This window comes from Cyanobium sp. Aljojuca 7D2 (genome assembly GCF_024346415.1).
Classification (GTDB): Bacteria; Cyanobacteriota; Cyanobacteriia; order PCC-6307; family Cyanobiaceae; genus Cyanobium_A.
This window is the reverse complement of sequence record NZ_JAGQCX010000002.1, coordinates 315,581-341,212: the sequence shown is the minus strand read 5'-3', so window position 1 is coordinate 341,212 and position 25,632 is coordinate 315,581. Positions and strand designations below refer to the sequence as shown.

The following is a 25,632-nucleotide window of genomic DNA, read 5'->3' as shown; positions in this document are numbered from 1 at the left end:
GAAGCCTCAGCGCTGGCCCACCAGCTTCTGGCGCAGGGTCTTGATCTTGTCGCGCAGGTTGGCGGCTTCTTCGAAGTCGAGGGCCTTGGCCGCCGCCTTCATCTTGTCTTCGAGCTGCTGAATCAGCTCCGGCAGGGCATCGAGGGGCACCTCGTTGTGCTCGGCCTGCTCGGTGGCCTGCTCCAGTTGGTCGTCGTTGAGCCGGCGCGACACCTCCAGGAAGGCCAGGATCGAATTGCCGGCCCGCTTGCCGGCGGGGGTGGGCGTAATGCCGTGCTTCTCGTTGTAGGCGTGCTGGATGGCACGGCGGCGCTCCGTTTCCGAGATGGCCTTGGCCATCGAATCGGTGAGGTTGTCGGCATAGAGCAAGGCCACCCCCTCGATGTGGCGCGCGGCGCGGCCGATGGTCTGGATCAGGGAGCGCTCGGCCCGCAGGAAGCCTTCCTTATCAGCATCGAGGATCGCCACCAGCGACACCTCCGGCAGATCCAGGCCTTCGCGCAGCAGGTTCACCCCCACCAGCACGTCGTATTCGCCATTGCGCAGGTCCTGAATGATCTCGATCCGCTCGAGCGAGTGGATCTCCGAGTGCAGATAGCGCACCCGCACGCCGTTTTCGGCCAGGTAGTCGGTGAGGTCTTCGGCCATGCGCTTGGTGAGGGTGGTCACCAGCACCCGCTCCCGCTTGTCGGCCCGCACCCGGATCTCGCCCAGCAGGTCGTCCACTTGCCCCTCGGTGGGGCGCACCTCCACGATCGGATCGAGCACACCGGTGGGGCGGATCACCTGCTCCACCACCTGGCCATGGCTCTGCTCCAACTCCCAATTGCCGGGGGTGGCGCTCACAAAGATGGTCTGCTTCGCCTTCTCCCAAAACTCAGAGCCCTTGAGCGGCCGGTTGTCGGCGGCGCTGGGGAGGCGGAAGCCGTGCTCGATCAGCACCTGCTTGCGCGCTTGGTCGCCGTTGTACATGGCCTGCAGCTGGGAGCAGGTGACGTGGCTCTCATCGACCACCAGCAACCAGTCGTCGGGGAAGTAGTCGATCAGGCACTCCGGCGGCGTGCCCGCTTCCCGCCGAGCCAGGTGGCGGGCGTAGTTCTCGACGCCATTGCAGTAGCCCACCTGCTCGAGCATCTCCAGGTCGTAGGTGGTGCGCTGCTCCAACCGCTGGGCCTCCAGCAGCCGGCCCTGGCCGTTGAGCACGTCCAGCCGCTCCCGCATTTCGGTGCGAATCGCCTGGATCGCCTCGGCCAGCCGCTCCTTGGGGGTCACGAAGTGCTTGGCCGGGTAGATGTTGATGCTCTCCAGGCTCTGCAGGATCTCGCCGGTGGTGGGATCCACGTAGCGGATCGCCTCCACCTCATCGCCAAACAGCTCAACCCTCACCAGGCGGTCTTCGTAGGCCGGGCCGATCTCCAGCACATCGCCCCGCACCCGGAAACGGCCGCGCGAGATCTCCAGGTCGTTGCGGGAATACTGGTTGTTCACCAGCTCCCGCAGCGATCCGCGCAGATTGAGCGTTTCGCCCACCTGGAATTTCACGGCCGCCTTGAGGTATTCACTGGGAATCCCCAGGCCGTAGATGCAGCTGATCGAGGCCACCACGATCACATCCTTGCGCTCAAACAACGAGCGCGTCGCCGAGTGGCGCAGCATGTCGATCTCTTCGTTGATCGACGCTGTTTTGGCGATGTAGGTGTCGGAGACGGGCACATACGCCTCCGGCTGGTAGTAGTCGTAGTAGCTGATGAAGTACTCAACGGCGTTGTTCGGGAAGAACTCCCGCAGCTCATTGCAGAGCTGGGCCGCCAAGGTCTTGTTGTGGGCCAACACCAGGGCGGGACGCCCGGTTTGGGCGATCACATTGGCGATCGTGAACGTCTTGCCGGTGCCGGTGGCCCCTAGCAGGGTCTGGTAGCGCTCGCCGCCATCGACGCCCTGCACGAGCCCAGCGATGGCGGTGGGCTGGTCACCCTTGGGCTGGTAGGGGGCGTGGAGTTGGAACGGAACCATCCCCCCATTGTCGGGGTCAGGCCACTGGAGCTGCGGTGATCAGCGCCGCCGCCCGGGTGAAGTCCACGTCGAGGCCCAGCAGGCGCAGGATGATCGCCGACAGCACAGCATACACCACGCCGCCGAGGATCGCGCTCACCAGACCGTTCTTGAGGCGGAACCCCTTGATCAGCCAGGCCGCCAGGCCGAACAGGATCACGGTGATGATCCAGTTGAACAGCAGGCTCACCGGGCTGATCAGCCCGCCCAGGCTGGTAACCGCCCAGATCGGACCAAACACCAGCTTCAACGGCCAGATCAACAGGGTGCCGAGCAGGCCGATCACCACGGCGGCGAGCAGGGCGATCGGGAAGCTGCTCACCTCCACGCCGAGGGGCAGCCAGGCCACGATCAACAGCACGATCGCGCGGATCGGCCACTGCAACAGCCACATCAACGAACCCATGACAACCAGGCAGGGATCAACTCCCGCAAGGTAGTCATGGGTTCAGCAGGGCACCACAGAGCCTGGCGTCAACCGGCAACTGTTGCGCCAGCCGCCACACCCACGGCCAGACCGCTGCCCAGCGCCTCCCGCAGGCCGCGCACCACCGCCACCATCGCCAGCGGGTCCGCCAACCGGTTGACGGCCGAGCCCACGCCCACCCCGGCGGCGCCGGCGGCAATCGCCAGCGGCAGGGTGACGGCCGACAAGCCAGAGGCGCACAGCACGGGAGCCTCACAACCGGCCGCGAGAAGGGCACGGCTGATCGCATGGGCCGCCGCCAGGGTGGGGGCCGCCTTCTCGATCAAGCCGAGGGTGCCGGCGCTGAAGGGCTTGGCGCTGGTACCGCCCTCGGTCTGGATGATGTCGGCGCCGGCAGCCACCAGATCCACCGCCAGCTGCTCCTGCTGGTCGAGGGGCAGCACGTGGGGCACGGTGACGCTCAGCACCACCTGGGGCAGCAGGGCGCGGGTGCGGCGGGTGAGCTCGAGCACCTCGGCGGCGTCGAAGATCCGGCCCTGGGGATAAAAGGCGTCGTAGTTGCCGATCTCCACCATGGCGGCGCCGGCGGCCACGGCGGCGGGGAACAGCTCAGGCTCCACGGCGCTGACGCAGATCGGCAGGTGGCTGGCTTCGGCCGCGCGCCGCACCAGCGCCGGATCACAGGCCACATCAATCAGGTCGGCGCCGCCCTGGCCGGCCGCCTGGCTGATGCGCTCCACGGCGGCAGCATCGAAGTTGGTGAGGCCGGCGATCACCTTGAGCAGGCGACGCTCGGCCACCGCGGCCTGCAGCGCGCTGGGCAGCTGATCGAGACGCGACTTCGCAACCATGGGATGCAACCGTTTGGATAGTGGGGTGATTCTCCCATCCGGGCCACGCTGGAGCCCCGACCACCTGCGCCTGCACCGCCACCTGAGGCGCCACCCGGAGCTGCTGCCGGAAGGGGCCACCCTGCTGCTGGCGGTATCCGGCGGCCAGGATTCCATGGCGATGCTGGCCCTCCTGCTCGACCTGCAGCGGCTGCACCAGTGGCACTTACAGCTCTGGCACGGCGATCACCGCTGGCGCCCCGAATCCGGCCGCCAGGCTGCCGAGCTGGCCGCCTGGACCGCCGCCCAGGGGCTGACACTCCACATCGATCGCTGGGAGCAACCGCCCGCAGCGCCCAACACCACTGATCAGCACAGTGAAGCCGGCGCCCGCGCCTGGCGCTACGGCCAGCTGGAGGCCCGAGCCCGGGAGCTGGGGGCCAGCCACGTGGTGACGGCCCACACCGCCAGCGACCGGGCCGAAACCCTGCTGCTGCACCTGGCCCGCGGCAGCCACCGCCGCGGTCTGGCCAGCCTGCGCAGCCTGCGCCCCCTCGCCGCCGGCTCGAGCCCGCTGCTGCTGGCGCGGCCCCTGCTGACCTTCTCCCGCGCCGACACGGGCCGCCTCTGTGCGCAACTGGATCTGCCCTTGTTGCACGACCCGTGCAACAACGACCGCCGCTACAGCCGCAACCGCGTCCGAGCCGAGGTGCTGCCCGTGCTGGAAGCCCTGCATCCCGGCGCCGCAGTGCGCATCAGCACCCAGGCCGAGCGGCTGGTGGACGAGGTGAACTGGGGTGGCGAACTGGTGGACCTGGCCCTGCAAGCCCTCGGCAGCACCAGCGCCTCGCAAGCCACGCCAGCCCTGCAACGCCAGTTGCTGGTGGGCCTGGCGCCCGCCAACCAGCGCCAGCTGCTGCACCGCTGGCTCGAGCGCCACACCAAGCAGGTGCTGGCGGCCCGCCCCCTGGAAGACGTGCGGCAGCGGCTGCAATCCGGCCAGGCTCCCGGCAGCGCCCATCTGGGCGCGGGTTGGCAGCTGCGCTGGGATCGCTCCACACTGTGGCTCGACCCTCCTGCCCCACCGCCGCCGCCATGACCGCCGCCTCCATGGCCGCCACACCAGACCCTCTGCAACAGCGTTACGAGGCGATTGAGCGGGTGTACAGCGAACGGCGGTGGGACGACGTGGCCCGGCGGAGCGAAGAACTGCTGCTGGAGCTACCCGACGACGCCGGCCATCCCCTGCGCCAGCGCCTGCAGCTGCTGCTCGGTCACACGTATCTGTATGGCTACCAGGACGCCGCCACGGCATCCGGCTTCTACAGCCGGGTGCACGCCGCCACCCAGGAGCCGGTGCTGCTGGACATTGCCGCCCTGGGCCTGCAGCAGTGCACCAGCCAAACGGCCACCCCGCCGACACCCGAACCGGCCCCAGCAGAGGCAACGTCCGTCGCCATGCCCGCCATGCCCTGGATGGAGCAACTGGGTGGGATCGATCCTGCAGCCCAAGCAACGGTGCCGGAGGTGGCGGTGGAGGTGATCGAAGAACCCGAACTGATCGCGGTGGCGCAAGCCAATCCTGCGAGTGCAGAGGAGCTGGACGTCGCCATTCGCGCCGAGAGCCCTGCCCCTACCGCTGAGCCCATCAAGGGGCTCAGCCCCGAGGAGATGGCCGAGCTCTCCAAGGGGCTGTTGCGGGTGGTGATCCGCTGAGACCGCCTGAACCGGGGCCTCAGCCCACGGCTGCGGCGGAGCGGCGACGGCGGGTGCGGCCGGCGGGTTCGGGCTCAAGCTCGGCTGGCGCCGATGTTTTCACAGCCACAGCCGTGGCCGCCGCGGGGGCAGCTGCAGCGGGAGCGCCAACGGCAGCAAGCTGACGCTGGGGTGCCGGAGCTGCCCCGTCGCGGCCACGGCCGCCTCCATCACGGCCACCATCGCGACCACCCCGACCCCGGGGAGCCGGGCGGCTATCGGGCTCGGCATCGGCGCGGCCTTTGTAAGCCGGCGTGCCGGCAGGGGCAGGCTGCACCAGGCAGATGATCAGGGGCTCCACCTGCAGCTCGCGGCGCAGGCGGCGCTGCAGGCCTACCTCCACCTCGCGCTGCACGCCCACCCAATCCACGTCGGGAGCCTTGCCCCCGGTGTTGCGGCAGAGCTGGTTCCAGCGGTTCTCCAGCACCCAGCCGATTTCCCGCTCGGCCCACATCGAGAGCTTGCGGGCATCGGCCGTGGTCACCACACCACGGATATTCACCCGCGGCGGCGCGGCCATCACACCGTCGGTGCTGATCACAGCCAGCAGAGTGATCACGCCGTCTTCCGCCAACTGCTGGCGCTCCTTGAGCACCCGCGCATCGACGATGCCGTTGCGGGAGGCGTCGAGCAGCTCGATGCCGGCCTTCACCGGATCGCCCTTGCTGATCGAATCGGGGCTGAGCTGCACCACGTCACCGTTGTCGATGATCAGGATGTTGTCGGCCGGCACGCCCATCGATTGGGCGGTTTTGCTGTGGGCCACCAACATGCGGTGCTCCCCGTGCACCGGCACGAAGTATTTGGGCTTGGTGAGGGCCAGCATCAGCTTCTGGTCTTCCTGGAAGCCGTGGCCAGACACGTGGATGCCCTCGCCCTTGCCGTAAACCACCTTGGCGCCGAGCATCATCAGCCGGTCGATGGTGTTCACCACCGAGATGGTGTTGCCCGGAATCGGGCTGGCCGAGAAGATGATCGTGTCGGAGCTCTTCACCTGCACCTGGGGATGCTCACCGCGGGAAATGCGGCTCAGGGCGGCGAGGGGCTCACCCTGGCTGCCGGTCATCAGCAACAGGGTTTCGCGGTCGGGCAGATCACGGATCTGCTTGATCGGCACGAACAGATCGTCGGGGGCGCGCATGTAGCCCAACTCGCGCGCCTTGGCGATCACGTTGAGCATGGAGCGGCCCAGCAGACCCACCTTGCGGCCGTTCTTGAGGGCCAGCTCCAGGATCATCGACACCCGGTGAATCGAGCTGGCGAAGGTGGTGATGATCACCCGGCCTTCCGCCTGGGAGATGTGGCGATCCAGGCAGGGGAACACCGAGCGCTCGGGGGGGCAGAAGCCCGGCACCTCCGCGTTGGTGGAGTCGCTGAACAGGCACAGCACGCCCTGGTCGCCGTAGTGGGCTAGGCGGGCCATGTCGAAGGTTTCGCCATCCACCGGGGTGTGGTCAAACTTGAAGTCGCCGGTGAAAATCACCGTGCCCACCGGGCTTGTGATCGCCAGCGAGAAGCTGTCAGCCATCGAGTGGGTGTTGCGGATGAACTCCACCGAGAAGTGCTGGCCCACCTTCACCACATCGCGGGGGGCGACGGTTTGCAGGATGGTGCGATCCATCACACCGGCCTCCTCCATCTTGCCGGTGAGCATGGCCAGCGCCAGACGCGGGCCATGAATCACGGGGATGTTGAAGTTCTTGAGGTGGTGGGCAATGCCACCGATGTGATCTTCGTGACCGTGGGTCACGATCATGCCGCGGATGCGCTTCTGGTTTTCCTTCAGATAGCTGGTGTCCGGCATCACCACGTTGACGCCGTGCATGCCATCGCTGGGGAAGGCCAGGCCGGCATCCACCAGCATGATGTCGTCGCCGTACTCGAACACGCAGGTGTTCTTGCCGATCTCATGCAAACCGCCGAGGGGGATCACCCGCAGGGCTGGCTTCTTGATAGTGGATGGCTTGGCACCGTTGGAATGGGTCATACAAACAAAAACGATTTAGGGAATGGAAACAATCGGAACGGAACTGGTCTCAAGCCTTGGCGTCAGGTAGGACGCAGGGCGGCCAGGGTTTCAGAGAGGCGTTGTCGCACGTCGGCGGTGGCAGAAAGCAATGGAAGACGGGGGGCACCCACCGGCCAGCCGCAGAGCTCCAGGGCGGCTTTGACGGGGATGGGATTGGTGGTGCAGAACAGCGCCTTGCAGAGGGGCAACAGCTGCTCATGCAGGGCTAGGGCCTCGGCGAAATCGCCGGCAAGGAAGGCGCGGATCATGGCGCTGATCTCGGGCCCAGCCAGATGGCTGGCCACACTCACCACGCCCGCCGCCCCCACCGCCAGCATCGGCAGGGTGAGGGCGTCGTCGCCGCTGTAGATGGCAAGGCGGTCGCCGCAGAGGGCCCGCAGGGCACTCACCTCTTCGGTGGTGCCGCTGGCGGCCTTGAAGCTCACCACGTTGGGGCAGTCGAGCAGCCGGGCCACGGTGGCCGGCTCCAGGCTTGTGCCGGTGCGGCCCGGGATGTTGTAAAGCATCAGCGGCAGCTCAGGAGCCGCCGCAGCCACGGCGCGGAAATGGGCTTCCAGGCCGTCCTGGGGGGGCTTGTTGTAGTAAGGAACCACCACCAGGGCGCCGTCGGCACCGAGGGCCGCCGCCTCCCGGGTGGCTTCCACCGCCTCGGCGGTGCAGTTGCTGCCACTACCGGCAATCAGCTTGGCGCGGCCGCCCACGGCACCCTTCACCGCCGCAAACAAGGCATGCTGCTCAGCCCAGCTGAGGGTGGGCGACTCGCCGGTGGTGCCGCACACCACCAAGCCATCGGACCCCTGGCTCACCAGGTGCTCGGCCAACCGGGCCGTGAGCGCCAGATCCACCGAACCATCGGCGGCAAACGGCGTCACCATCGCCGTCAGCACGCGCCCAAATGGCGCGGACGACCCCTGGGCGAGGCTCAAGCGGCACCTCCTGGCACTTCTGTCGGGCCCTGGATCAGCAGTTCGGCGATCTGGATGGCGTTGAGGGCCGCACCCTTGCGGATCTGATCGCCGCAGAGCCACAACTCCAGGGCGTTGGGCTCGCTGAGGTCCTGGCGGATGCGACCCACGGCCACAGGATCCCGGCCGGTCACGTCGGTGGGCATGGGGAAGCGGTTGGCTTCGAAGTTTTCCAGCAGCTCCACGCCGGGCGCCACCGCCAGCAGGGCGCGGGCCTCGTCCACCGTGAAGGGCTCGTGAAACTCGATGTTGACGGCTTCCGAGTGGGCCCGCAGCACCGGCACCCGCACACAGGTGGCCGAGAGCCGCAGCTCGGGCGTGCCCATGATCTTGCGGGTCTCGTTGACCATCTTGAGCTCCTCCTCGCAGTAGCCGTTGGGCTGCAGCGGCGAGTTGTGCAGAAACAGGTTGAAGGCCAGCGAGTGGGGCAGCACCTCACTCACCGGTTCGCCCCCGTCGAGCACCGTGCGGCTGAGGTTGCGCAGCTCCTCCATGGCGCGGGCCCCGGCCCCGCTGGCGCTCTGGTAAGTGCTCACCACCACGCGACGGATCGCCCGCTTGGCCGCCAGGGGAGCCAGGGCCAGGGTGAGCAGGATCGTGGTGCAGTTGGGGTTGGCGATGATGCCGCGATGGCCGAAGGCAGCCTCCGGATTCACCTCGGGCACCACTAGCGGCACCTCAGGGTCCATGCGGAAGGCACTGGAGTTGTCGATCACCACGGCGCCGGCGCTCGCCGCCACCGGGGCCCACTGCTTGGACACCGAGCCACCGGCGGAGGCCAGCACCACATCCACCCCGTCAAAGGCCGAGGCCTCCACGGGCTGAATCGTGAGCGCCTGGTCGCGCCAGTGCAGGCTCTGGCCCGCGGAGCGGGGCGACGCCAAGGGGATCAGCTCCGCCACGGGGAACTGCCGCTCGTCGAGCAACTCCAACAACTCCTGGCCCACCGCGCCAGTGGCGCCTAATACCGCCACCCGCAGGGGTCGGTTGGGAAGGGAAATGGGGGTGGGGGAAGGGGCGGTCTGGGCGGCGGTCAAGGGAGCGGGAATGGAATCAAAAGCTGGTGGCGGAAGCGGAACGGGCTGAAACGGACCCGTGCCGGGTGCAAGAAGCTGCCGCAAAGAACGGGTCTGCATCCAGACCGCAGCTTTGCTGATTGGGAAGCTATCGCCTTCGTCGTGCGCCGAGTGAACAATACGCGTTCAGAGCTCGGAACGGTCAGTTTCTAAGATGAATGGCTGCAACTGTTTTCCATGAGCTCTGCCGCCGCCACCGCCACGCTGACCGTCAAGGCCACCCCCCGCCCGGGCAGCCGCGTGGCCCTGGAGGTGGCCATCCCCGCCGGCCGCAGCCAGGCCAGCTACGACGCGGCCGTGGAGAAGCTGAGCCGCAGCATCAAGCTGCCCGGCTTCCGCAAGGGCAAGGTGCCCCGCCCGGTGTTGCTGCAGCAGATCGGCCCCCTGCGCATCCGGGCCACCGCCCTGGAAGACCTGGTGGATGCCGCCTTCCGCGACGCCCTAGAGCAGGAGCCGGTGGCGGCCATCGGCCGGCCGGAGCTGAGCGAGGGCTTTGAGGCCGTGCTGGAGCGCTTCGAACCCGGCAGCGCGCTCACGATCACCCTGGAGCTCGACGTCGAGCCCACCCCCAGCCTCAAGGCCACCAAGGGGCTCAAGGCCGAGGCCGAAGCGATCGCCTATGACGCCGCCCGCGTGGACGAGCTGATCGACCAATCGCGCAAGCAGCTCGCCACCCTGGTGCCGGTGGAGGGCCGCTCGGCCGCCAGTGGCGACGTGGCGGTGCTCAGCTTCAGTGGCGTTTACACCGACACCAACGAGGCGATCAGCGGCGGTAGCAGCGATGCCATGGAGGTGGAGCTGGAGGAGGGCCGCATGATCCCGGGCTTCGTTGAGGGCGTGATCGGCATGGCGGTGGGCGACAGCAAAACCATCGACTGCCAGTTCCCCGAGAGCTACCCCCAGGAGGACGCCGCCGGTCGAGCGGCCCGCTTCGAGATCAGCCTCAAAGACCTCAAGAGCCGGGAGCTGCCCGCCCTCGACGACGCCTTCGCCCAACAGGCCAGCGACAAAGCCACCCTGGCGGAGCTGCGCGCCGATCTGGAAACCCGTCTCAAGGACGACGCCGAGCGCCGGGCCAAGGCCAGCCGTCACGACGCCCTGCTCGCCGCCCTGGTGGAAGAGCTCGAGGTGGAGCTGCCCGAAACCCTTGTGCAGCAGGAAATCCGCAACCTGGTGGAGCAGACCGCCGGCCAGATCGCCCAGCAGGGGATGGACGTCAAAAAGCTGTTCACCCCCGACCTGGTGCGCAGCCTGATGGACACCTCCCGCCCCGAGGCCGAGGAGCGTCTGCGCCGCAGCCTGGCCCTCAAGGCCCTGGCCACCGCCGAAAAGATCGAGGTGGAAGCCCAGGAGCTGGAGGCCAAGGTGAAGGAGATCAGCCGCGGCCTCAGCCAGCAGGGCAACATCGATCCCGAACGGCTGCGCCTGGCCGTGGCCGACGACCTGCTGCGGGACAAGCTGCTGGAGTGGCTGGAAGCCAACAGCACCATCACCGAAAAAGCTCCCGAGGACGACGCTCCGGGGAGCGGTGATGAGGCCAAGCCCAAGGCGAAAGCCAAAGCGAAAGCAACCAAGGCCGACAAGGGCGACGCCTGATCCGGGCCCGGTGCCCGGTCAAAGCCCATAGATTGCAACCACGAGTCCTCCCCCGCGCGTGATCGACGCCACCATCCGCCATCCCATCCACAGCAGCTGGAGCCCCAGCGGCTCCCCCGGGGTGCTGCCCACGGTGGTGGAGCAGTCGGGCAAAGGCGACCGCGCCTTCGACATCTACTCGCGCCTGCTGCGCGAGCGGATCATCTTCCTGGGCACCGGCATCGACGACCAGGTGGCCGACTCCCTGGTGGCCCAGCTGCTGTTTCTTGAAGCCGAAGATCCGGAAAAGGACATCCAGATCTACGTGAATTCGCCCGGGGGCTCGGTGACGGCCGGCCTGGCCATCTACGACACCATGCAGCAGGTGGCGCCCGACGTGGTGACCATCTGCTATGGCCTGGCGGCCTCGATGGGCGCCTTCCTGCTCTCGGGTGGCACCAAGGGCAAGCGGCTCGCCCTGCCCAACGCCCGGATCATGATTCACCAGCCCCTCGGCGGCGCCCAGGGCCAGGCCATCGACATCGAAATCCAGGCCAAGGAAATCCTGTTCCTCAAGGACACCCTCAATGGCCTGATGGCCGAGCACACCGGCCAACCGCTCGAAAAAATCACCGAAGACACCGACCGCGACTACTTCCTTTCGCCGGCGGAAGCGGTTGAATACGGCCTGATCGACCGGGTGGTGACTGACTCGAGCCCGGTTTGATCCTTAAGGTCGGCTGACGAACCGTCGTTTCCCGTCGATCCTGGACCCAGGCCCCCTGCCCGCCCGTCGCCGCCCCGAATGGCCAAGTTCGACGCCCACCTGAAGTGCTCGTTCTGCGGCAAATCGCAGGAACAGGTGCGCAAGCTGATCGCCGGTCCAGGCGTCTACATCTGCGATGAATGCATCGATCTCTGCAACGAGATCCTGGATGAGGAGCTGGTGGACGGCCAGGGCAGCAGCAGCAGCGGCGGCGGGCGCCATACCCCGGACACCAGCCGCAGCAAGTCGCCTGCCAAGAAAACCTCCAAGCCTGCCCCCACCCTGGCGGAGGTGCCCAAGCCCCAGGAGATCAAGGCCTTCCTCGACCGCCAGGTGGTGGGTCAGGAAGAAGCCAAGAAAAACCTGTCCGTGGCGGTGTACAACCACTACAAGCGTCTGGCCTGGCAGGGCGACGGCAAGGGTGAAACCGACCAGACCGCCACGCGCCTGCACAAGAGCAACATCCTGCTGATCGGCCCCACCGGCTGCGGCAAGACCCTGCTGGCCCAAACCCTGGCCGACATGCTCGACGTGCCCTTTGCGGTGGCCGACGCCACCACCCTCACCGAGGCGGGCTACGTCGGCGAAGACGTGGAAAACATCCTGCTGCGCCTGCTGCAGAAGGCCGATCTGGATGTGGAGCAGGCCCAGCGCGGCATCATCTACATCGACGAGATCGACAAGATCGCCCGCAAGAGCGAAAACCCCTCGATCACCCGCGATGTGTCCGGCGAGGGAGTGCAGCAGGCGCTGCTGAAGATGCTGGAGGGCACCGTGGCCAACGTGCCGCCCCAGGGCGGACGCAAGCATCCCTATCAAGACTGCATCCAGATCGACACCAGCCAGATCCTGTTCATCTGCGGCGGTGCCTTTGTGGGCCTCGAAGATGTGGTGCAGAAGCGGATGGGCCGCAATGCCATCGGCTTCCTCAACGCCGATGGCAGCAGCCGGCCCCGCAGCGGCAAGGATCGTCATGCGGCGGAGGTATTGCGCCACCTCGAACCCGAAGACCTGGTGCGCTACGGCCTGATTCCCGAATTCATCGGGCGCCTGCCGGTGAGCGCGGTGCTCGAACCCCTCGACACGCCCGCCCTGGAGGCCATCCTCACCGAACCGCGCGACGCCCTGGTCAAGCAGTTCCAGACGCTGCTGAGCATGGACAACGTCGCACTGGAGTTCGAACCGGGGGCCGTCGAAGCCATCGCCATCGAGGCCCACCGCCGCAAGACCGGCGCCCGGGCCCTGCGGGGCATCGTGGAGGAGCTGATGCTCGATCTGATGTACGACCTGCCCTCCCGCAAGGACGTCAAAGCCTTCACCGTGACCCGGGAGCTGGTGGAGCAGCGCAGCAAGGGTCAGGTGGTGCCGCTGAGCGCCGGCAACCTCGACGAAGCCCAACAGGCCAGCGCCTGAGGCCGGACCCCGCTGCCCCTGCACCGATGTCCGCCGCCGACCACCTGCAGGTGCCGCGCCAGCACGGCCTATTCCTGCACCACGGCATCGACCTGGGCGACGGCAGCGTGGCCCACTACCTGGAGGGGCGCGAAATTCTGCGCAGCCCGGTGGCGGAGTTCAGCCGCGACGAACCGGTGGCGGTGGTGCCCTACGCCGAAGGCACCTGCTCGCCGGCCGGAGTGACCCTGCGGCGGGCCATGGGTCGGCTGGGCGAGCAGAACTACAACCTGCTGTTCAACAACTGCGAGCACTTCGCCCACTGGTGCAAAACCGGCCGCCACCGCAGCGCCCAGGTCGAAGACTGGCTGCACACCGGCAGCCTCGGGGCCCTGGCCTTCGGTCAGTGGATGCCCGCCGCCGTGCTCACTGGCGCCAGGCTGCTGCTGCGCCAGAACACCCAAGTGGAGAAGGGCAAGGAGCTGGCCCGCCGCAGCCTGGCCCAACTCGACCAGCTGCGCCTGAGCCTGCAGCAGAAGCTGGAGGAGGAGCTGAGCCGGGCCGAGGCGCGCTGGGGCCAGGAGCGTTTTGAAAGCCTGCGGCTCGCCGCCCAAAACCTGGCCGACCGGCTCACGGAGGTGGAAGAACTGGAAGAGCGGCTGCGGCGTCAGTTCGAACCGGGACAGGACCAGTAACCTCAAGCGGCGATGTCCAGCTACCAGCCCCTCCACCACAAGTACCGGCCCCAGCGCTTCGACCAGCTGGTGGGCCAGGAGGCGATCGCCGCCACCCTGGGCAACGCCCTGCGCACCGGCCGGATCGCCCCGGCTTACCTGTTCTGCGGCCCGCGCGGCACCGGCAAAACCTCCAGCGCCCGCATCCTGGCTCGCTCGCTCAACTGCATCGGCAGTGAGGGGCCCACACCCGAGCCCTGCGGGGTGTGCGAGCTGTGCACCTCCATCGCCGCCGGCAACGCCCTCGATGTGATCGAGATCGACGCCGCCTCCAACACCGGCGTCGACAACATCCGCGAGCTGATCGAGCGCTCCCGCTTCGCACCGGTGCAGGCCCGCTGGAAGGTGTACGTGGTGGACGAGTGCCACATGCTCTCCACCGCTGCCTTCAACGCCCTGCTCAAAACCCTCGAAGAGCCGCCACCGCGGGTGGTGTTCGTGCTGGCGACCACCGACCCCCAGCGGGTGCTGCCCACGATCCTCAGCCGCTGCCAGCGCTTCGATTTCCGCCGCATCCCCCTGCAGGCTCTGGAGCAGCACCTGGGCTGGATCGCCGAGCAGGAGTCGATCGGCATTACCCCCGAAGCCCTGCACGTGGTGGCCCAGCGGGCCCAGGGGGGCCTGCGCGACGCCGAGAGCCTGCTGGATCAGCTCAGCCTGCTGCCGGCACCGATCGAGGCCACGGCGGTGTGGGAGCTGCTGGGGGCGGTGCCGGAACAGGAGCTGCTGGCGCTGGCCCGGGCCTTGGCTGGCGCCGAACCCCTCGCCCTGCTGGAGGGCAGCCGGGAGCTGCTGGAGCGGGGCCGGGAGCCCGCCGCGGTGCTGCAGGGGTTGGTCAGCCTGCTGCGGGATCTGGTGCTGGCCGGCACCGCCCCCGACCGGCTCGAGCTCACCAGCGTGTCGCCCCAGTTCCGCGCCGAGCTGCCCGATCTGGCCCGCTCCATCGGCAAGGCGCGCCTGCTGCAGTGGCAGGCCCAGCTCAAGGGCAGCGAGCAGCAACTGCGCCACAGCGTCAACCCGCGCCTGTGGCTGGAGGTGCTGCTGCTGGGCCTGCTGGCCGAACCGGTTGCCACAGCAACAGCGGCTCCGGTGGCCGCTCCAGTCTCCGCGCCTGCATCAACCCCCGCACCCGCCCCAGCTCCAGCGCCAAGTCCTGTGGCCGCGGCCGCCCCCCTGCCGGCCACCCCGGCACCACCAGCGGCGGCGGCGGCACCAGCTGCGGCAGCCGAAAACACCACCAACCTGCCAGAGCTGTGGCAACAGATCCTGGCCGGGCTGGAGCTGCCTTCCACCCGCATGCTGCTGTCCCAGCAGGCCCAGCTGGTGCGCCTCGACGAGCGCCGGGCGGTGGTGCAGGTGGCCGGCAACTGGATGGCCATGGTGCAGAGCCGCGCCTCCCTGTTGGAGGCCGCCGTGGCCAAGGCCCTGGGCAGCCCGCGGCAGCTGGTGTTGGAAGGCGGGGGCGAACACACGCCCCCCCCCAGCGCCGCCCCAGCGCCAGCGGTCGCCCGGGTGATCGCGCCCCCAGCTCCTGCCGCAACTCCAGCGGCCGTGACCCCGCCCGCGTCGGTGGCCATGAACCCAATGGCCCAGCCGGCTGCGGCTGCGATTCCAACGCCTGCTCCAACCCCCGCTCCAGCTCAAGCTCCAGCGCCGGCTCCAGCTCAGGCCGCTCCCCTCGATGAGAAGGCCCGTCGGCTGGCCGAGTTCTTCAACGGCGAGGTGATCGAACTCGATGGCCCCCTCGACGGCATTCCCTCCAACGAAGCGGCGGCCTGAACCACGGCGGTCTGAACCACCCAGAGCTCAGATGATCCCTCTGGCTCAGGCGGTGGCCGGATCCTCGATCGGGGCCTCCTCGTCTTCGCCGAGGTGCATGGTTTTGGCCCACACCAGGGTCTTGGGCAACACGGCCATCCGCAGGCTGGTCCAGGGAATCACCACAAACCAGTGGGCCAGATAGGCGATGCCCAGGGCCAGGTTCCAGGGATTCATCGCCGGCAGCGCCGGGCCTTCGCCAGGACGGCGGCAGCCGGCCAGGATCGCGCCGCCCGAGAGACCGAAGGCCACAAACGACAGGGGCCAGATCGTCGGTGGGGTGCGGGTGAGCACGGCGCCCAGCAGATCGGCGATCGCCACCACGGGCAAGACGTACTGAAGCAGGAAAAAGCTGGCCAGATCGAGTTTCTGAGTGCCGTTGAGCCGATCCGAGAGCAAGCCCGGCCCGTAGTCGAAGAAGCGCTGCAGGCCTCCTTCGGCCCAGCGCTGACGCTGGCGCCACAGGGCCGCCAGGCTGAGCACGGCCTCCTCCTGCACCGGCGGGTCCCACAGGATCCCGATCGGCTGACCATCAAGCAGCAACCGGAAACTGAGGTCGAGGTCGTCGGTGACCGTGGCCTCGTTGAAGCCACCGCTGCTGAGCAGGGCATCGCGGCGCAGCAACTGGCCGTTGCCCCGCAGCTCCGCCACACCGCCCACCGCCAGTCGGCCCTGCTGGATCACCGCATCCAGGGCCATCTCCATGGCCTGGGCCCGGGTGAGCCAGTTGGCGTTGGCATTCACCTCCGCCTTGCGCAGCTGCACCGCCGACCAGCCACCCGCTTCGGCGTAGGGGATCAGCCGCTCCAGGGTGTCGCTCTGGAGATCGGCGTCGGCATCGAGCACAAACATCCAGCGCCCCTGCAATTGCTGCAGCACGAGGTTGAGGGCACCGGATTTGCCACCGCCGGCATCGGGCTCCCGGCGCAGCACCTGCAGAAAAGGGTGGCGCTCCTGCAGCTCCGCCAACACCTGGGGGGTGCGGTCGCGGCTGGCGTCGTCGATCACCCAGAGCCGCAGCTGGCCATCCGGGTAGCGCAGCTGGGCGATGCGCTCCACCAGCCGGCCGATCACGGCCTGCTCATCGCGGGCGGCCACCACCACATCCACCGCCGGCAGCGGCTCAGGGGGCTGGGGGGGGTCTGCCGCAGGGGGAGACGCGGGGCGGAAAGCCTGCAACAACACCGTGCGCAAGCTGTAGCTCCCCAGCAGCAGCGCCAGGCTGAGGGCAGGAATCAGGCGCAGGGATTCGGAGAGCCAGTGGGGGGCCAGCCCCGCCCAGCCGCAACCGATCAGGAAGAGGGCCGACTTGCCACGACGGTGATCGGTGGAACGGTCACCCGCAGCCATGGCGATCCCGGAAGTGGCCGAACTCTAAAGGGAGCCTGCGGCAGGGCTGTGGGGCCCCATGGGGTTGGCACCTGGCAAGGCGTCCAAGGGCTGCAGGCTGGTGCCCGGGTAATAGAGCTCGAGAATGCGCGCCAGGCTCCAGCCGCGCCGGGCCAGATCGATGGCACCGGCCTGCGACAAACCGGCGCCATGGCCAAAACCACCGCCCTCAAAACGCCAGCGCCCCAAACCATCGGGCCTCACCACAAACAACGTGCTGGGCAACTGCCGCAGGGTGCGGCGGATGGCATCGCGCCGCAGCACCAGGCGCTGCGGGGCACCAGCCGAGCCCTTCGCCTCGATCTCCAGGGCCAGCACCCGGCCGCTGGGGCCCCGCTGCAGCACCGCCACACGGGTGGGGGCAGCCAGTGGCAGGGCGGCACGGCTGAGGGCCTGCTGGATCTGGGCGGCATCGAGGCTGCGGCTCCAGCGGAAGCGGGGATGGTCGAAGCCGTAGGCCTGGGCGGTGGCGGCCAGGGCCGCCGGCACGCGGGCTGGCTCCAGGGGCAGGGCCACGCGGGCCTGCACGGCAGGTGATGCATCCACCCGCGGCCGCAGGTAGGGCAGGGCCTCGCCGCTCCACACCTCCTCAAACCCAGCCGCAATGCCGCCGTTGGTGGCGTGATACACCGCATGAATCGGGGCGCCTTGCCAGGCCAACACCTGGTGGCGGGTGGCCCCGATCGCCTGGCGCACCGCCGCACCGGCCTGGCGCGGATCGCCATACACCTGGCACTGGGTGTCGGCGCAGAGGTGGTAGCCATCCACCGCAAACCGCTCCTGGTTGCGCACGGCCCAGGTGCGGGCGAGCACCGCCTGGGCTGCCAAGGCGGCCGGGGGAGCACCGGCCCCGATCTCGTGGGGCACCACGCCGAGCAGATAGCGCTCCAGGGGCACCTCCTCCACCAGCGTCCAGCTGCCGTAGGCATCGCTCTGCAGCCGGAACGGGCCGGCAAACACGCCCCCCTGCCAACGCAGGCCCCCCGGCGCCTCGAGTCGCAACGGGCCCTCCAGCAGCAGCGGGCCATCGGGGCGCCGCAGCTCCAACACCAGGCGCTGGCGCTGCAGCTGCTCCAGCCGCCGCACGATTACCCCCGCAGGCACGGGCGCATCGGCAGCGGCCCACACCTCCCACTCCCCCGGATGGGCGATCACCGGGCTGGCTCCGGCCTGGCGCCAGCGGGCTGCAGCCTCCTGGGCACTTTCATGACTGGCGAAGGGGCCCCACACCTGGCGCCGCAGGTTGAGGGGATCGGCCAGGGGCTCGCTGCGCCAGTGCAGCTGCAGCTGGGGCGCCTGAAACCGCTGGCCGCTGGCGGTTTGCAGGGTGAGGTTGCCGGCCGCACTGCGCAGCTCCAGGGGAGCCGGCGGGCGCAGATGGGCCGCCAGGGCCACCCAGAGCACGGGTGAGGCAGCGGCCAGCGCCGGTAGGGGCGGCACGGGCCAATGCAGGGCAGAGGGGGGCACCGCCGCCGAGGGAACCGGAGGCACCGCCGCCCGACAGCCCCCGGCCAGCAGCAGCGAACCCATCCAGACCGCCGCCGGCAACAGCGATTGGGGCGGGGAGATCCGGGAGGAGGGCATCGCGGTGGGTCGGGGGTCTTGGTGGAAGGCACTGCCACGTCGTACTCTGCTTGTTTGTGCCCGCCGCGACGCGAGACATGCCGAAGCTCAAGACCCGCAAAGCAGCCGCCAAGCGGTTCAAGGCCACCGGCAGCGGCAAGTTCCTGCGTCGTCGGGCTTTCCGCAGCCACCTGCTCGACCACAAGAGCCCCAAGCGCAAGCGCTACCTGGGCACCATGGCGGTGGTTGACGAGCGCGATGCAGACAACGTGAGCGCCATGCTCCCCTACGCCTGACCTGCAGGCCCGCCGCCGCATCCTCAAGTTTTTATTTTTTCTGATTCCCTGCCATGGCTCGCGTCAAGAGGGGCAACGTTGCCCGCAAACGCCGTAACAAGATCCTTCGCCTCGCCCGCGGCTTCCGCGGCGGCAACGGTTCCCTCTTCCGCACCGCCAACCAGCGGGTGATGAAGGCGCTGTGCAACGCCTACCGCGACCGTCGTCGCCGCAAGCGCGACTTCCGCCGTCTGTGGATTGCCCGCATCAACGCCGCCGCCCGCCTCAACGGCCTCAGCTACAGCCGCCTGATGGGGGGCCTGAAGAAGGCTGACGTGCGCATCAACCGCAAAATGCTGGCCCAGCTCGCCGTGGTGGATCCGGCCAGCTTCGCCAGCGTGGTGGGTGCCGCCAACAACTGAGTTTCATCTGTAGGTCTCCTTGGACGCCCTCCTGCCGCAGGCCTACCTGATTGGGCTGATTGTTCTCCTCGGGGTCGCCGCTGTGGTGGTGGCCCGTCAGATCTGGCGGGTGCGGGCCGATGAGGTCACCCTCGCCAAGCTGGAACAGAAGGATGCGGCCAAGCCCTCCGATGCAGCAACGCTCTACGAACTCGGCTCCGTCCAGCTGCGCAAGCGGCTCTATGGCCAGGCCGCCGAGTCTCTGAAGCAGGCCTTGAAGAAGGCCGAAGCTGCCAAGGAACCCCCCGAAGCCCAGGCCGTGATCCAAAACGCCCTGGGTTTTGCGCTGGCCGCCCAAAACAACTACAAGGGCGCCCTCCGCCACTACCGCCTGGCCCTGGAGGCCAAGCCGGCCTATCCCGTGGCGCTCAACAATTTGGCCTACGCCCTCGAAAAGCAGCTCAAGCTGGAAGAGGCCCGGGCCACCTACGAGCAGGTGATCGCCCTGGATGCCAGCAACAAAACAGCGCGCAAACGCTTGAAGCTGCTCGAGCGCAAGGCCGGCCTCAACCAAGCCACCTGAACCGGCCAATCCCCTGCGCTTACCAGAGTCCGCGCACCGCTGCACCAGCAGCACGGCCCATCCCGCCTGAGCTGCCTGCACTGCTGGAGCTCACCGGGCGCAGATCCAGACGGCCACCTGGGTTGGTGAGCCGAGGCGCCTGCCAACCGGACAGCTGCAGCCCCTGCAAGCCCGTGAACACCCCGCCGGGCTCGAGACCTGCCACCTCGCACTGACAGAGCATCAGCAAATCGAGCTGGTCCGACTCCGCATTGAGATTGCCCTGCACCGGCGTGGTGACCCCGCCCAGCGTGAGCTCACCGCGCAGGTCAATCATCTGGCCCATCGGCGTGACACTGGCCAGCCGCAGCTCGGCGTTGACGGCCTGGGACTGGCCAAACGACTGATAGCGCCCGCTCCAGTTGAGCGGCATCTCCCGCGCCAACAGCTGAGCCCTGGCCACAGGATCGAAGGTTTCGGCGCCGCCCAGCCCGCTGAGCGACTCCCCACCCAAACTCGAGCCCGCAGGGGGCGTGAACGGCACAAATGCGTCGCTGGCCAGGGGGGTGGCGGCCATCGCGGGAGATGCCAGCAGGGGCAAAACAGCCAGGGACAGAGCAGCCAACGGCCAGGCGGCCCGAAGCACGGCGATGGACACGACAAGGGTTACCAACTGATGGGAGGCTAGGACCGTTGCCGAGATCTAGGCCTGCTCCGTGGTCACCCCCGTTCGTCCAAGCGATCCGCACACCGACCGGGATCCGCTCGTGATCGGCGGTCGCCGCTTCCGCAGCCGCCTGATGACCGGCACCGGCAAGTACCCCAGCCTGCAGGCCATGCAGGCCAGCCTGGCCGCCAGTGCCTGCGAGATCGTCACCGTGGCGGTGCGGCGTGTGCAAAGCCAGGCCGCCGGCCATGAAGGCCTGATGGACGCCATCGACTGGACGCGGATCTGGATGCTGCCCAACACCGCCGGCTGCGCCACTGCCGAGGAAGCGATCCGCGTGGCCCGCCTGGGGCGGGAGCTGGCCAAGCTGGCCGGCCAGGAGGACAACAACTTCGTGAAGCTGGAGGTGATCCCCGACAGCAAACACCTGCTGCCCGACCCCTTCGGCACCCTGGAGGCGGCCGAACAACTGGTGAAGGAGGGCTTCACCGTGCTGCCCTACATCAATGCGGATCCGCTGTTGGCCAAGCGGCTGGAGGAGGCGGGCTGCGCCACGGTGATGCCGCTGGGCTCACCGATCGGCTCGGGCCAGGGGATCCGCAACGCCGCCAACATCGCCCTGATCATCGAAAACGCCACGGTGCCGGTGGTGGTGGACGCGGGCATCGGTGTGCCCAGTGAGGCTGCCCAAGCGATGGAAATGGGGGCCGACGCCCTGCTGATCAACAGCGCCATCGCCCTGGCGGGCGATCCCCCGGCCATGGCCCGCGCCATGGCCCTGGCGGCGGAAGCCGGCCGCACGGCCTTCCACGCCGGCCGGCTGCCAGTCCGGGGCCAGGCCAGCGCCAGTTCCCCCAGCACCGGCCGGGTGGGCGCTCTGTGAGGGGGCGCTCTGTGACGAACTGCTCTGTGACGAACGGTGCCAGGGGCTTGGCAGCGCCGGACAGCATCCATAACTTGATCGTCCTTGCGCTCCCTTCCCCATGCAGGTGACCGAAGAAGACGGCGGCCGGCTCAACGCCTTCGCCCGCGAACCCCGCATGGTGGTGATGGAGCAGGGCGAAGCCAACACAGCCGGCTCCCGGGTGCTGCTGATCGGCGGCGCCGTGTTGGTGGGTGTGCTGGTGCTGCTAGCCGCCCAGATCAGCTGAGCCCGTGGCCGAACGCCTGTAGTAGCTTGCGAGGCAGAGCATCCGCTCGTCCTGCAGGGGTCTGGGGTTTTTCGGAATGAGGTCGGAATGGGGGTTGGGATGAAGGTCTTCGTTCTCGGTGGCGACGGCTTCTGTGGTTGGCCTTGCGCGGTGAACCTCGCCGATGCGGGCCACGAGGTGGTGATCATCGACAACCTCAGCCGCCGCAAGATCGATGTCGACCTGGAGGTCGACTCGCTCACCCCAATCGCCACCATGGGCGACCGCCTCAAGGCCTGGGAGCAGGTGGGCGGCAAGCCGATGCGCTTCGTGCACCTCGACCTGGCCCATGAGTACCAGCGGCTGGTGGATCTGCTGGTGGCCGAGCGCCCTGATTCAGTCGTGCACTTTGCCGAGCAGCGGGCCGCGCCCTACTCGATGAAGAGCAGCGCCACAAAGCGCTACACCGTCGACAACAACGTCAACGGCACCCACAACCTGCTGGCCGCCATTGTGGAGAGCGGCCTCGACATCCACATCGTGCACCTGGGCACGATGGGCGTGTACGGCTACGGCTCCCACCGCGGCGCCACCATCCCCGAGGGCTATCTCAAGGTGGAGGTGCCCCAGCCCGATGGCAGCCGCTTCGAGGAGGAGATCCTGCACCCGGCCAGCCCGGGCAGCGTCTATCACATGACCAAGACGCTGGATCAGCTGCTCTTCCTCTACTACAACAAAAACGACCAGATCCGCATCACCGACCTGCACCAGGGCATCGTCTGGGGCACCAACACCGAGGCCACCGAGCGCGACCCACGCCTCACCAACCGCTTCGACTACGACGGTGACTACGGCACCGTGCTGAACCGCTTTCTGATGCAGGCAGCCATCGGCTACCCGCTCACGGTGCATGGCACCGGCGGCCAGACCCGCGCCTTCATCCACATCCGCGACTCGGTGAAGTGCGTGCAGCTCGCCCTGGAAAACCCCCCCAGCCGGGGCGAACGGGTCAAGATCTTCAACCAGATGACCGAGAGCCATCAGGTGGGTGAACTGGCCCGCAAGGTGGCCGACCTGACGGGTGCAGAGCTCAACTACCTGCCCAACCCCCGCAACGAGGCCGTCGAAAACGACCTGATCGTCGACAACCGCTGCTTCATCGAGCTGGGCCTCAACCCCACCACCCTCGACGATGGCCTGCTGGCGGAGGTGGTGGACGTGGCCCGTCGCTGGGCCGACCGCTGCGACCGCAGCCGCATCCCCTGCCAGTCCGCCTGGACCCGCACCCAGGCCCAGGCCATCCAAACGGTCTGACGCCGGCCCCCCACCCTTGAAGATCGCCTTTTTCACCGAGACCTTCCTGCCCAAGGTGGACGGCATCGTCACGCGCCTCACCAAGACGGTGCAGCACCTGGTGGCCGCCGGCGATGAAGTGTTGATCTTCTGTCCCGAGGGCGCGCCGGACACCTACATGGGAGCCCGGGTGGTGGGGGTGCCCGCCATGCCGCTGCCCCTCTATCCCGAGCTGAAACTGGCCCTGCCGCGGCCAGCGGTGGCCGAAGCCCTCGATCGCTTCCAGCCCGACCTTGTGCACGTGGTGAACCCGGCGGTGCTGGGCCTGGGCGGCATCTGGCTGGCGAAAACCAAGGCCTACCCCCTGGTGGCCAGCTACCACACCCACCTGCCCAAGTACCTCGAGCACTACGGCATGGGCATGCTGGAGCCCCTGCTGTGGGAGCTGCTCAAAGCCGCCCACAACCAGGCCCGCCTCAACCTCTGCACCTCCACGGCGATGGTGCAGGAGCTGAGCGAGAAGGGCATCCAGCACACCGACCTGTGGCAACGCGGTGTCGACACCGAGCTGTTTCAGCCCTCGCTGCGCTCCGATGCCATGCGGGCGCGGCTGCTCAACGGCCAGAGCGACACGGGCAAGCTGCTGCTCTACATCGGCCGCCTCTCAGCCGAGAAGCAGATCGAGCGGATTCGGCCGGTGCTCGACGCCATGCCCGATGCCCGCCTGGCCCTGGTGGGCGATGGCCCCTACCGCCAGCAACTGGAAAAGATCTTTGCCGGCACCCCCACCCATTTCGTGGGCTATCTGGCCGGCCAAGACCTGGCGGCCGCCTACGCCAGCGGCGACGCCTTCCTGTTCCCATCGAGCACCGAAACCCTGGGGCTGGTGCTGCTCGAAGCCATGGCAGCAGGCTGCCCCGTGGTGGGCGCCAACCGGGGCGGCATTCCCGACATCGTCAGTGACGGGGTGAACGGCTGTCTGTACGAGCCCAACCAGGAAGGCAGTCTGGCCGCGGCCGTGGAACGCCTGCTCGGGGATGCGAGCCAGCGGGCCCAATTGCGCCAGAACGCCCGCGAGGAAGCCGAACGCTGGGGTTGGGCCGGAGCCACCGAGCAGCTACGCGGCTACTACCGCACGCTGCTGGAGCAACCGAAACTTCAGCTGGTGGCCTGAATCAGGTTCGGGCGGCCGCGCTGGGCAGGCTGCCTCGGAACCAGGTCATCATCAGGGCCTTCACCATCGGCACCGCCACGGTGCCGCCATAGCCGCCGGAATTTTCCCCGAAGGCAATGATCACCAAGGTGGGTTTGTCGGCCGGCGCATAGCCGCCGAACCAGGCATGGTCGGGCCGGGGCGGATCCTCGCCGGTGCCGGTCTTGCCCGCCACCGGCGGCAGGCTGGGATCGTTGAGCATGGTGGCGGTGCCGTTGGTGACCACCTGACGCAACCCATCGCGCAGCACCTGCAGGGTGGCTGGCTTGAGTCCGATCCAGGTGCGTTCGGTGGGGCGGTCCACCAAGTGGGGCGTCACCAGCCAGCCGCCATTGGCCACCGCGGCGTAGAGGCGGGCCATCTGGATCGGGGTCACCTGCAGGGCCCCCTGGCCAATCGCCGAGGTGATGGTGTCGACCGGCGTCCAGCCCTCACCCAGCACCTCCCGTTTCCAGGCCTGATCCCCCAGCAGCCCTGGGGTCTCCTCCTCCACCAGCTCCACACCGGTGACCCGGCCGTAGCCCATGCGGCGCGCAGCCTTGAACAGCTCATCGGGCCCGACCTTGAGCCCCACTTGGTAATAGAAGGTGTTGCTGCTCACCGCCAGGGCGAAGGGAAAGCCGATGGCCCCATGGGCGCCATGGTCGCCGTAGCAAAGGCCGGCGTAGCAGAACGAATTCATCGTCATCACCTTGGAATCGGCCGAATAGCGGCCCGATTCCAGCCCCGCCACGGAGGTGACGATCTTGAAGGTGCTGGCGGGGGGGAAGCCCTGGAAGGCGCGGTTGAGCAGGGGCGCGTCCGGGGCATTGAGGTTGGCCCACTCGCGGCTGCTGGGACCAGGTGAAAAGACGTTGGGATCAAAGCTGGGGCGGCTGGCCAGGGCCCGGATCGCCCCGGTCTGGGGGTCGAGCGCCACGATCGCCCCCTTGCGCACCCCATCGAGGGCCCGCTCCGCCGCTTGCTGCAAAGCCAGATCGAGGGTGAGGCGCAGATCCTGGCCAGCCCGAGCGGGCTTCTCCCCCAGGATCCGCTGCACCTGACCCGCCGCATTCACCTCCACCTGCTGACCACCCCACTCGCCGCGCAGGTGGCGTTCAAACTGCTTCTCCAGCCCACTGCGGCCGACCCGATCGCGGATCCGGTAGCCCTTGACCTGTAGCTGGTCGTATTCCTCCTCCGTGATGCCGCTGGTGTAACCCAGCACGTGGGCCGCCAGCCGGCCATGGGGATAGCTGCGCAGGATGTCCACATCCACCTCGGCGCCCGTCAGTCCGGCGGACTGCTCGCGGAAGCGCAGCACCTGCTCGGGCTTGAGGCCACTGGCTAGGGCGATGCGAAATCCTTCCGCATTGGCGCCGCTGCGGCGCCGCTCCTCCAGCTGGGACGGATCAACGCCGATCACCGCAGCCAGCCGCTCCCGCAGGGCCGGCCACTGGGCATCACCCACCTCCCGGGGCTGGATGTAGAGGTTGTAGGTGAGGCGACTGGTGGCCAGCACCTGGCCATGGCGATCCAACAGCCGGCCCCGGATTGGATTACGGGGCATCAACCGGATCCGGTTTTCATCGGCCCGGGCGCGGTTCTCAGCGCCGTGGGCCAGCTGCAGCCAAGCCAGGCGCGCCACCATGGCGCTGCTGAACAGCAACACCACCAGCAGCAACACAGCCGGTTGACGGCCCATGCCGGTGTGGCGCGACGCTGCCGGACCAAACGCCAT

At 68.2% G+C, this 25,632-nt stretch carries 24 protein-coding genes; 14 read left to right on the top strand and 10 right to left on the bottom strand.

Annotated features, from left to right (window positions below; all coding sequences use genetic code 11):
- Window positions 1-6 precede the first annotated feature (6 nt).
- The 3 genes from uvrB to KBY57_RS03985 all read right to left on the bottom strand — a co-directional run bounded on the left by uvrB (window position 7) and on the right by KBY57_RS03985 (window position 3,330).
- Complete coding sequence (gene uvrB, locus KBY57_RS03995) at window positions 7-2,013, bottom strand: excinuclease ABC subunit UvrB (RefSeq protein WP_254994570.1); 2,007 nt, start codon at window positions 2,011-2,013, stop codon at window positions 7-9.
- A gap of 16 nt (window positions 2,014-2,029) precedes the next feature.
- Entirely contained in the window at window positions 2,030-2,458 is a 429-nt protein-coding gene (locus tag KBY57_RS03990; protein WP_254994569.1) for a phage holin family protein, read from the bottom strand.
- A 68-nt stretch (window positions 2,459-2,526) separates the two neighbouring features.
- Window positions 2,527-3,330, bottom strand: a complete 804-nt coding sequence (locus KBY57_RS03985) for a DUF561 domain-containing protein (RefSeq protein ID WP_254994568.1) — start codon at window positions 3,328-3,330, stop codon at window positions 2,527-2,529.
- Window positions 3,331-3,355: 25 nt separating this feature from the next.
- On the opposite strand from KBY57_RS03985, the gene tilS reads away from it, so the two are divergent.
- Both tilS and KBY57_RS03975 read left to right on the top strand, forming a co-directional pair.
- Window positions 3,356-4,408, top strand: a complete 1,053-nt coding sequence (gene tilS, locus KBY57_RS03980; protein WP_254994567.1) for a tRNA lysidine(34) synthetase TilS — start codon at window positions 3,356-3,358, stop codon at window positions 4,406-4,408.
- Window positions 4,405-5,025: a hypothetical protein gene (locus tag KBY57_RS03975; protein ID WP_254994566.1), complete on the top strand. Its 621-nt coding sequence runs from the start codon at window positions 4,405-4,407 to the stop codon at window positions 5,023-5,025. Before tilS ends, KBY57_RS03975 begins: the two co-directional genes overlap by 4 nt.
- A 19-nt stretch (window positions 5,026-5,044) precedes the next feature.
- Here the strand turns inward: KBY57_RS03975 and KBY57_RS03970 are convergent, their stop codons facing one another.
- From KBY57_RS03970 to KBY57_RS03960, 3 genes are all read right to left on the bottom strand, one after another.
- The gene (locus KBY57_RS03970) at window positions 5,045-7,051 is read right to left on the bottom strand and encodes a ribonuclease J (protein ID WP_254994565.1); all 2,007 of its coding nucleotides are present in this window, start codon (window positions 7,049-7,051) and stop codon (window positions 5,045-5,047) included.
- A 62-nt stretch (window positions 7,052-7,113) separates the two neighbouring features.
- On the bottom strand, window positions 7,114-8,019 hold the full coding sequence (gene dapA, locus KBY57_RS03965) for a 4-hydroxy-tetrahydrodipicolinate synthase (protein WP_254994564.1): 906 nt from the start codon (window positions 8,017-8,019) through the stop codon (window positions 7,114-7,116).
- On the bottom strand, window positions 8,016-9,095 hold the full coding sequence (locus tag KBY57_RS03960) for an aspartate-semialdehyde dehydrogenase (protein WP_254994563.1): 1,080 nt from the start codon (window positions 9,093-9,095) through the stop codon (window positions 8,016-8,018). Before KBY57_RS03960 ends, dapA begins: the two co-directional genes overlap by 4 nt.
- A 216-nt stretch (window positions 9,096-9,311) precedes the next feature.
- Here KBY57_RS03960 and tig point away from each other — a divergent pair, with 216 nt between their 5' ends.
- The 5 genes from tig to KBY57_RS03935 all read left to right on the top strand — a co-directional run bounded on the left by tig (window position 9,312) and on the right by KBY57_RS03935 (window position 15,380).
- Window positions 9,312-10,730, top strand: coding sequence for a trigger factor (gene tig, locus KBY57_RS03955; RefSeq protein ID WP_254994562.1), 1,419 nt, complete (start codon window positions 9,312-9,314; stop codon window positions 10,728-10,730).
- Window positions 10,731-10,788: 58 nt separating this feature from the next.
- Window positions 10,789-11,436: an ATP-dependent Clp endopeptidase proteolytic subunit ClpP gene (gene clpP / locus KBY57_RS03950; protein WP_254994561.1), complete on the top strand. Its 648-nt coding sequence runs from the start codon at window positions 10,789-10,791 to the stop codon at window positions 11,434-11,436.
- Window positions 11,437-11,514: 78 nt separating this feature from the next.
- Window positions 11,515-12,888, top strand: a complete 1,374-nt coding sequence (gene clpX / locus KBY57_RS03945; RefSeq protein WP_254994560.1) for an ATP-dependent protease ATP-binding subunit ClpX — start codon at window positions 11,515-11,517, stop codon at window positions 12,886-12,888.
- Window positions 12,889-12,914: 26 nt separating this feature from the next.
- On the top strand, window positions 12,915-13,562 hold the full coding sequence (locus KBY57_RS03940) for a lecithin retinol acyltransferase family protein (protein WP_254994559.1): 648 nt from the start codon (window positions 12,915-12,917) through the stop codon (window positions 13,560-13,562).
- 12 nt (window positions 13,563-13,574) lie between these two features.
- Complete coding sequence (locus KBY57_RS03935) at window positions 13,575-15,380, top strand: DNA polymerase III subunit gamma/tau (RefSeq protein ID WP_254994558.1); 1,806 nt, start codon at window positions 13,575-13,577, stop codon at window positions 15,378-15,380.
- A 45-nt stretch (window positions 15,381-15,425) separates the two neighbouring features.
- Here KBY57_RS03935 and KBY57_RS03930 read toward each other — a convergent pair whose 3' ends face one another.
- Both KBY57_RS03930 and KBY57_RS03925 read right to left on the bottom strand, forming a co-directional pair.
- On the bottom strand, window positions 15,426-16,769 hold the full coding sequence (locus tag KBY57_RS03930) for a glycosyltransferase (RefSeq protein ID WP_254994557.1): 1,344 nt from the start codon (window positions 16,767-16,769) through the stop codon (window positions 15,426-15,428).
- Window positions 16,770-16,793: 24 nt separating this feature from the next.
- Window positions 16,794-18,392: a SpoIID/LytB domain-containing protein gene (locus KBY57_RS03925; RefSeq protein WP_254994556.1), complete on the bottom strand. Its 1,599-nt coding sequence runs from the start codon at window positions 18,390-18,392 to the stop codon at window positions 16,794-16,796.
- Between the two features lie 77 nt (window positions 18,393-18,469).
- Here KBY57_RS03925 and rpmI point away from each other — a divergent pair, with 77 nt between their 5' ends.
- The 3 genes from rpmI to KBY57_RS03910 are packed head-to-tail and all read left to right on the top strand — an operon-like array spanning window position 18,470 to window position 19,630.
- A complete protein-coding gene (rpmI, locus tag KBY57_RS03920; protein ID WP_094558996.1) occupies window positions 18,470-18,667 on the top strand; it encodes a 50S ribosomal protein L35 in 198 nt (65 codons plus the stop codon).
- Window positions 18,668-18,720: 53 nt separating this feature from the next.
- Window positions 18,721-19,068, top strand: a complete 348-nt coding sequence (rplT, locus tag KBY57_RS03915) for a 50S ribosomal protein L20 (RefSeq protein ID WP_254994555.1) — start codon at window positions 18,721-18,723, stop codon at window positions 19,066-19,068.
- 19 nt (window positions 19,069-19,087) lie between these two features.
- Window positions 19,088-19,630, top strand: a complete 543-nt coding sequence (locus KBY57_RS03910) for a tetratricopeptide repeat protein (protein WP_254994554.1) — start codon at window positions 19,088-19,090, stop codon at window positions 19,628-19,630.
- 19 nt (window positions 19,631-19,649) lie between these two features.
- On the opposite strand, the gene KBY57_RS03905 is transcribed toward KBY57_RS03910, so the two are convergent.
- The gene (locus KBY57_RS03905) at window positions 19,650-20,267 is read right to left on the bottom strand and encodes a hypothetical protein (RefSeq protein ID WP_254994553.1); all 618 of its coding nucleotides are present in this window, start codon (window positions 20,265-20,267) and stop codon (window positions 19,650-19,652) included.
- A gap of 58 nt (window positions 20,268-20,325) precedes the next feature.
- Here KBY57_RS03905 and KBY57_RS03900 point away from each other — a divergent pair, with 58 nt between their 5' ends.
- From KBY57_RS03900 to KBY57_RS03885, 4 genes are all read left to right on the top strand, one after another.
- A complete protein-coding gene (locus tag KBY57_RS03900; RefSeq protein ID WP_315859769.1) occupies window positions 20,326-21,159 on the top strand; it encodes a thiazole synthase in 834 nt (277 codons plus the stop codon).
- Window positions 21,160-21,259: 100 nt separating this feature from the next.
- Window positions 21,260-21,427, top strand: a complete 168-nt coding sequence (gene psb34 / locus KBY57_RS03895) for a photosystem II assembly protein Psb34 (RefSeq protein WP_254994552.1) — start codon at window positions 21,260-21,262, stop codon at window positions 21,425-21,427.
- A 99-nt stretch (window positions 21,428-21,526) separates the two neighbouring features.
- Window positions 21,527-22,720, top strand: coding sequence for an NAD-dependent epimerase/dehydratase family protein (locus KBY57_RS03890; protein ID WP_254994551.1), 1,194 nt, complete (start codon window positions 21,527-21,529; stop codon window positions 22,718-22,720).
- Window positions 22,721-22,736: 16 nt separating this feature from the next.
- The gene (locus tag KBY57_RS03885; RefSeq protein WP_254994550.1) at window positions 22,737-23,873 is read left to right on the top strand and encodes a glycosyltransferase family 4 protein; all 1,137 of its coding nucleotides are present in this window, start codon (window positions 22,737-22,739) and stop codon (window positions 23,871-23,873) included.
- Between the two features lies 1 nt (window position 23,874).
- Here KBY57_RS03885 and mrdA read toward each other — a convergent pair whose 3' ends face one another.
- Complete coding sequence (gene mrdA / locus KBY57_RS03880) at window positions 23,875-25,632, bottom strand: penicillin-binding protein 2 (protein WP_254994549.1); 1,758 nt, start codon at window positions 25,630-25,632, stop codon at window positions 23,875-23,877.

Bases quoted from the DNA above. Each gene is read 5' to 3' on its own strand.
- psb34 (WP_254994552.1), top strand. From the start codon at position 21,260: ATGCAGGTGACCGAAGAAGACGGCGGCCGGCTCAACGCCTTCGCCCGC.
- KBY57_RS03925 (WP_254994556.1), bottom strand. From the start codon at position 18,392: ATGCCCTCCTCCCGGATCTCCCCGCCCCAATCGCTGTTGCCGGCGGCG.
- KBY57_RS03940 (WP_254994559.1), top strand. From the start codon at position 12,915: ATGTCCGCCGCCGACCACCTGCAGGTGCCGCGCCAGCACGGCCTATTC.
- KBY57_RS03985 (WP_254994568.1), bottom strand. From the start codon at position 3,330: ATGGTTGCGAAGTCGCGTCTCGATCAGCTGCCCAGCGCGCTGCAGGCC.
- uvrB (WP_254994570.1), bottom strand. From the start codon at position 2,013: ATGGTTCCGTTCCAACTCCACGCCCCCTACCAGCCCAAGGGTGACCAG.
- tig (WP_254994562.1), top strand. From the start codon at position 9,312: ATGAGCTCTGCCGCCGCCACCGCCACGCTGACCGTCAAGGCCACCCCC.
- clpX (WP_254994560.1), top strand. From the start codon at position 11,515: ATGGCCAAGTTCGACGCCCACCTGAAGTGCTCGTTCTGCGGCAAATCG.
- rplT (WP_254994555.1), top strand. From the start codon at position 18,721: ATGGCTCGCGTCAAGAGGGGCAACGTTGCCCGCAAACGCCGTAACAAG.
- KBY57_RS03975 (WP_254994566.1), top strand. From the start codon at position 4,405: ATGACCGCCGCCTCCATGGCCGCCACACCAGACCCTCTGCAACAGCGT.
- KBY57_RS03935 (WP_254994558.1), top strand. From the start codon at position 13,575: ATGTCCAGCTACCAGCCCCTCCACCACAAGTACCGGCCCCAGCGCTTC.
- KBY57_RS03970 (WP_254994565.1), bottom strand. From the start codon at position 7,051: ATGACCCATTCCAACGGTGCCAAGCCATCCACTATCAAGAAGCCAGCC.
- mrdA (WP_254994549.1), bottom strand. From the start codon at position 25,632: ATGGCGTTTGGTCCGGCAGCGTCGCGCCACACCGGCATGGGCCGTCAA.
- KBY57_RS03990 (WP_254994569.1), bottom strand. From the start codon at position 2,458: ATGGGTTCGTTGATGTGGCTGTTGCAGTGGCCGATCCGCGCGATCGTG.
- KBY57_RS03890 (WP_254994551.1), top strand. From the start codon at position 21,527: ATGAAGGTCTTCGTTCTCGGTGGCGACGGCTTCTGTGGTTGGCCTTGC.
- rpmI (WP_094558996.1), top strand. From the start codon at position 18,470: ATGCCGAAGCTCAAGACCCGCAAAGCAGCCGCCAAGCGGTTCAAGGCC.
- KBY57_RS03930 (WP_254994557.1), bottom strand. From the start codon at position 16,769: ATGGCTGCGGGTGACCGTTCCACCGATCACCGTCGTGGCAAGTCGGCC.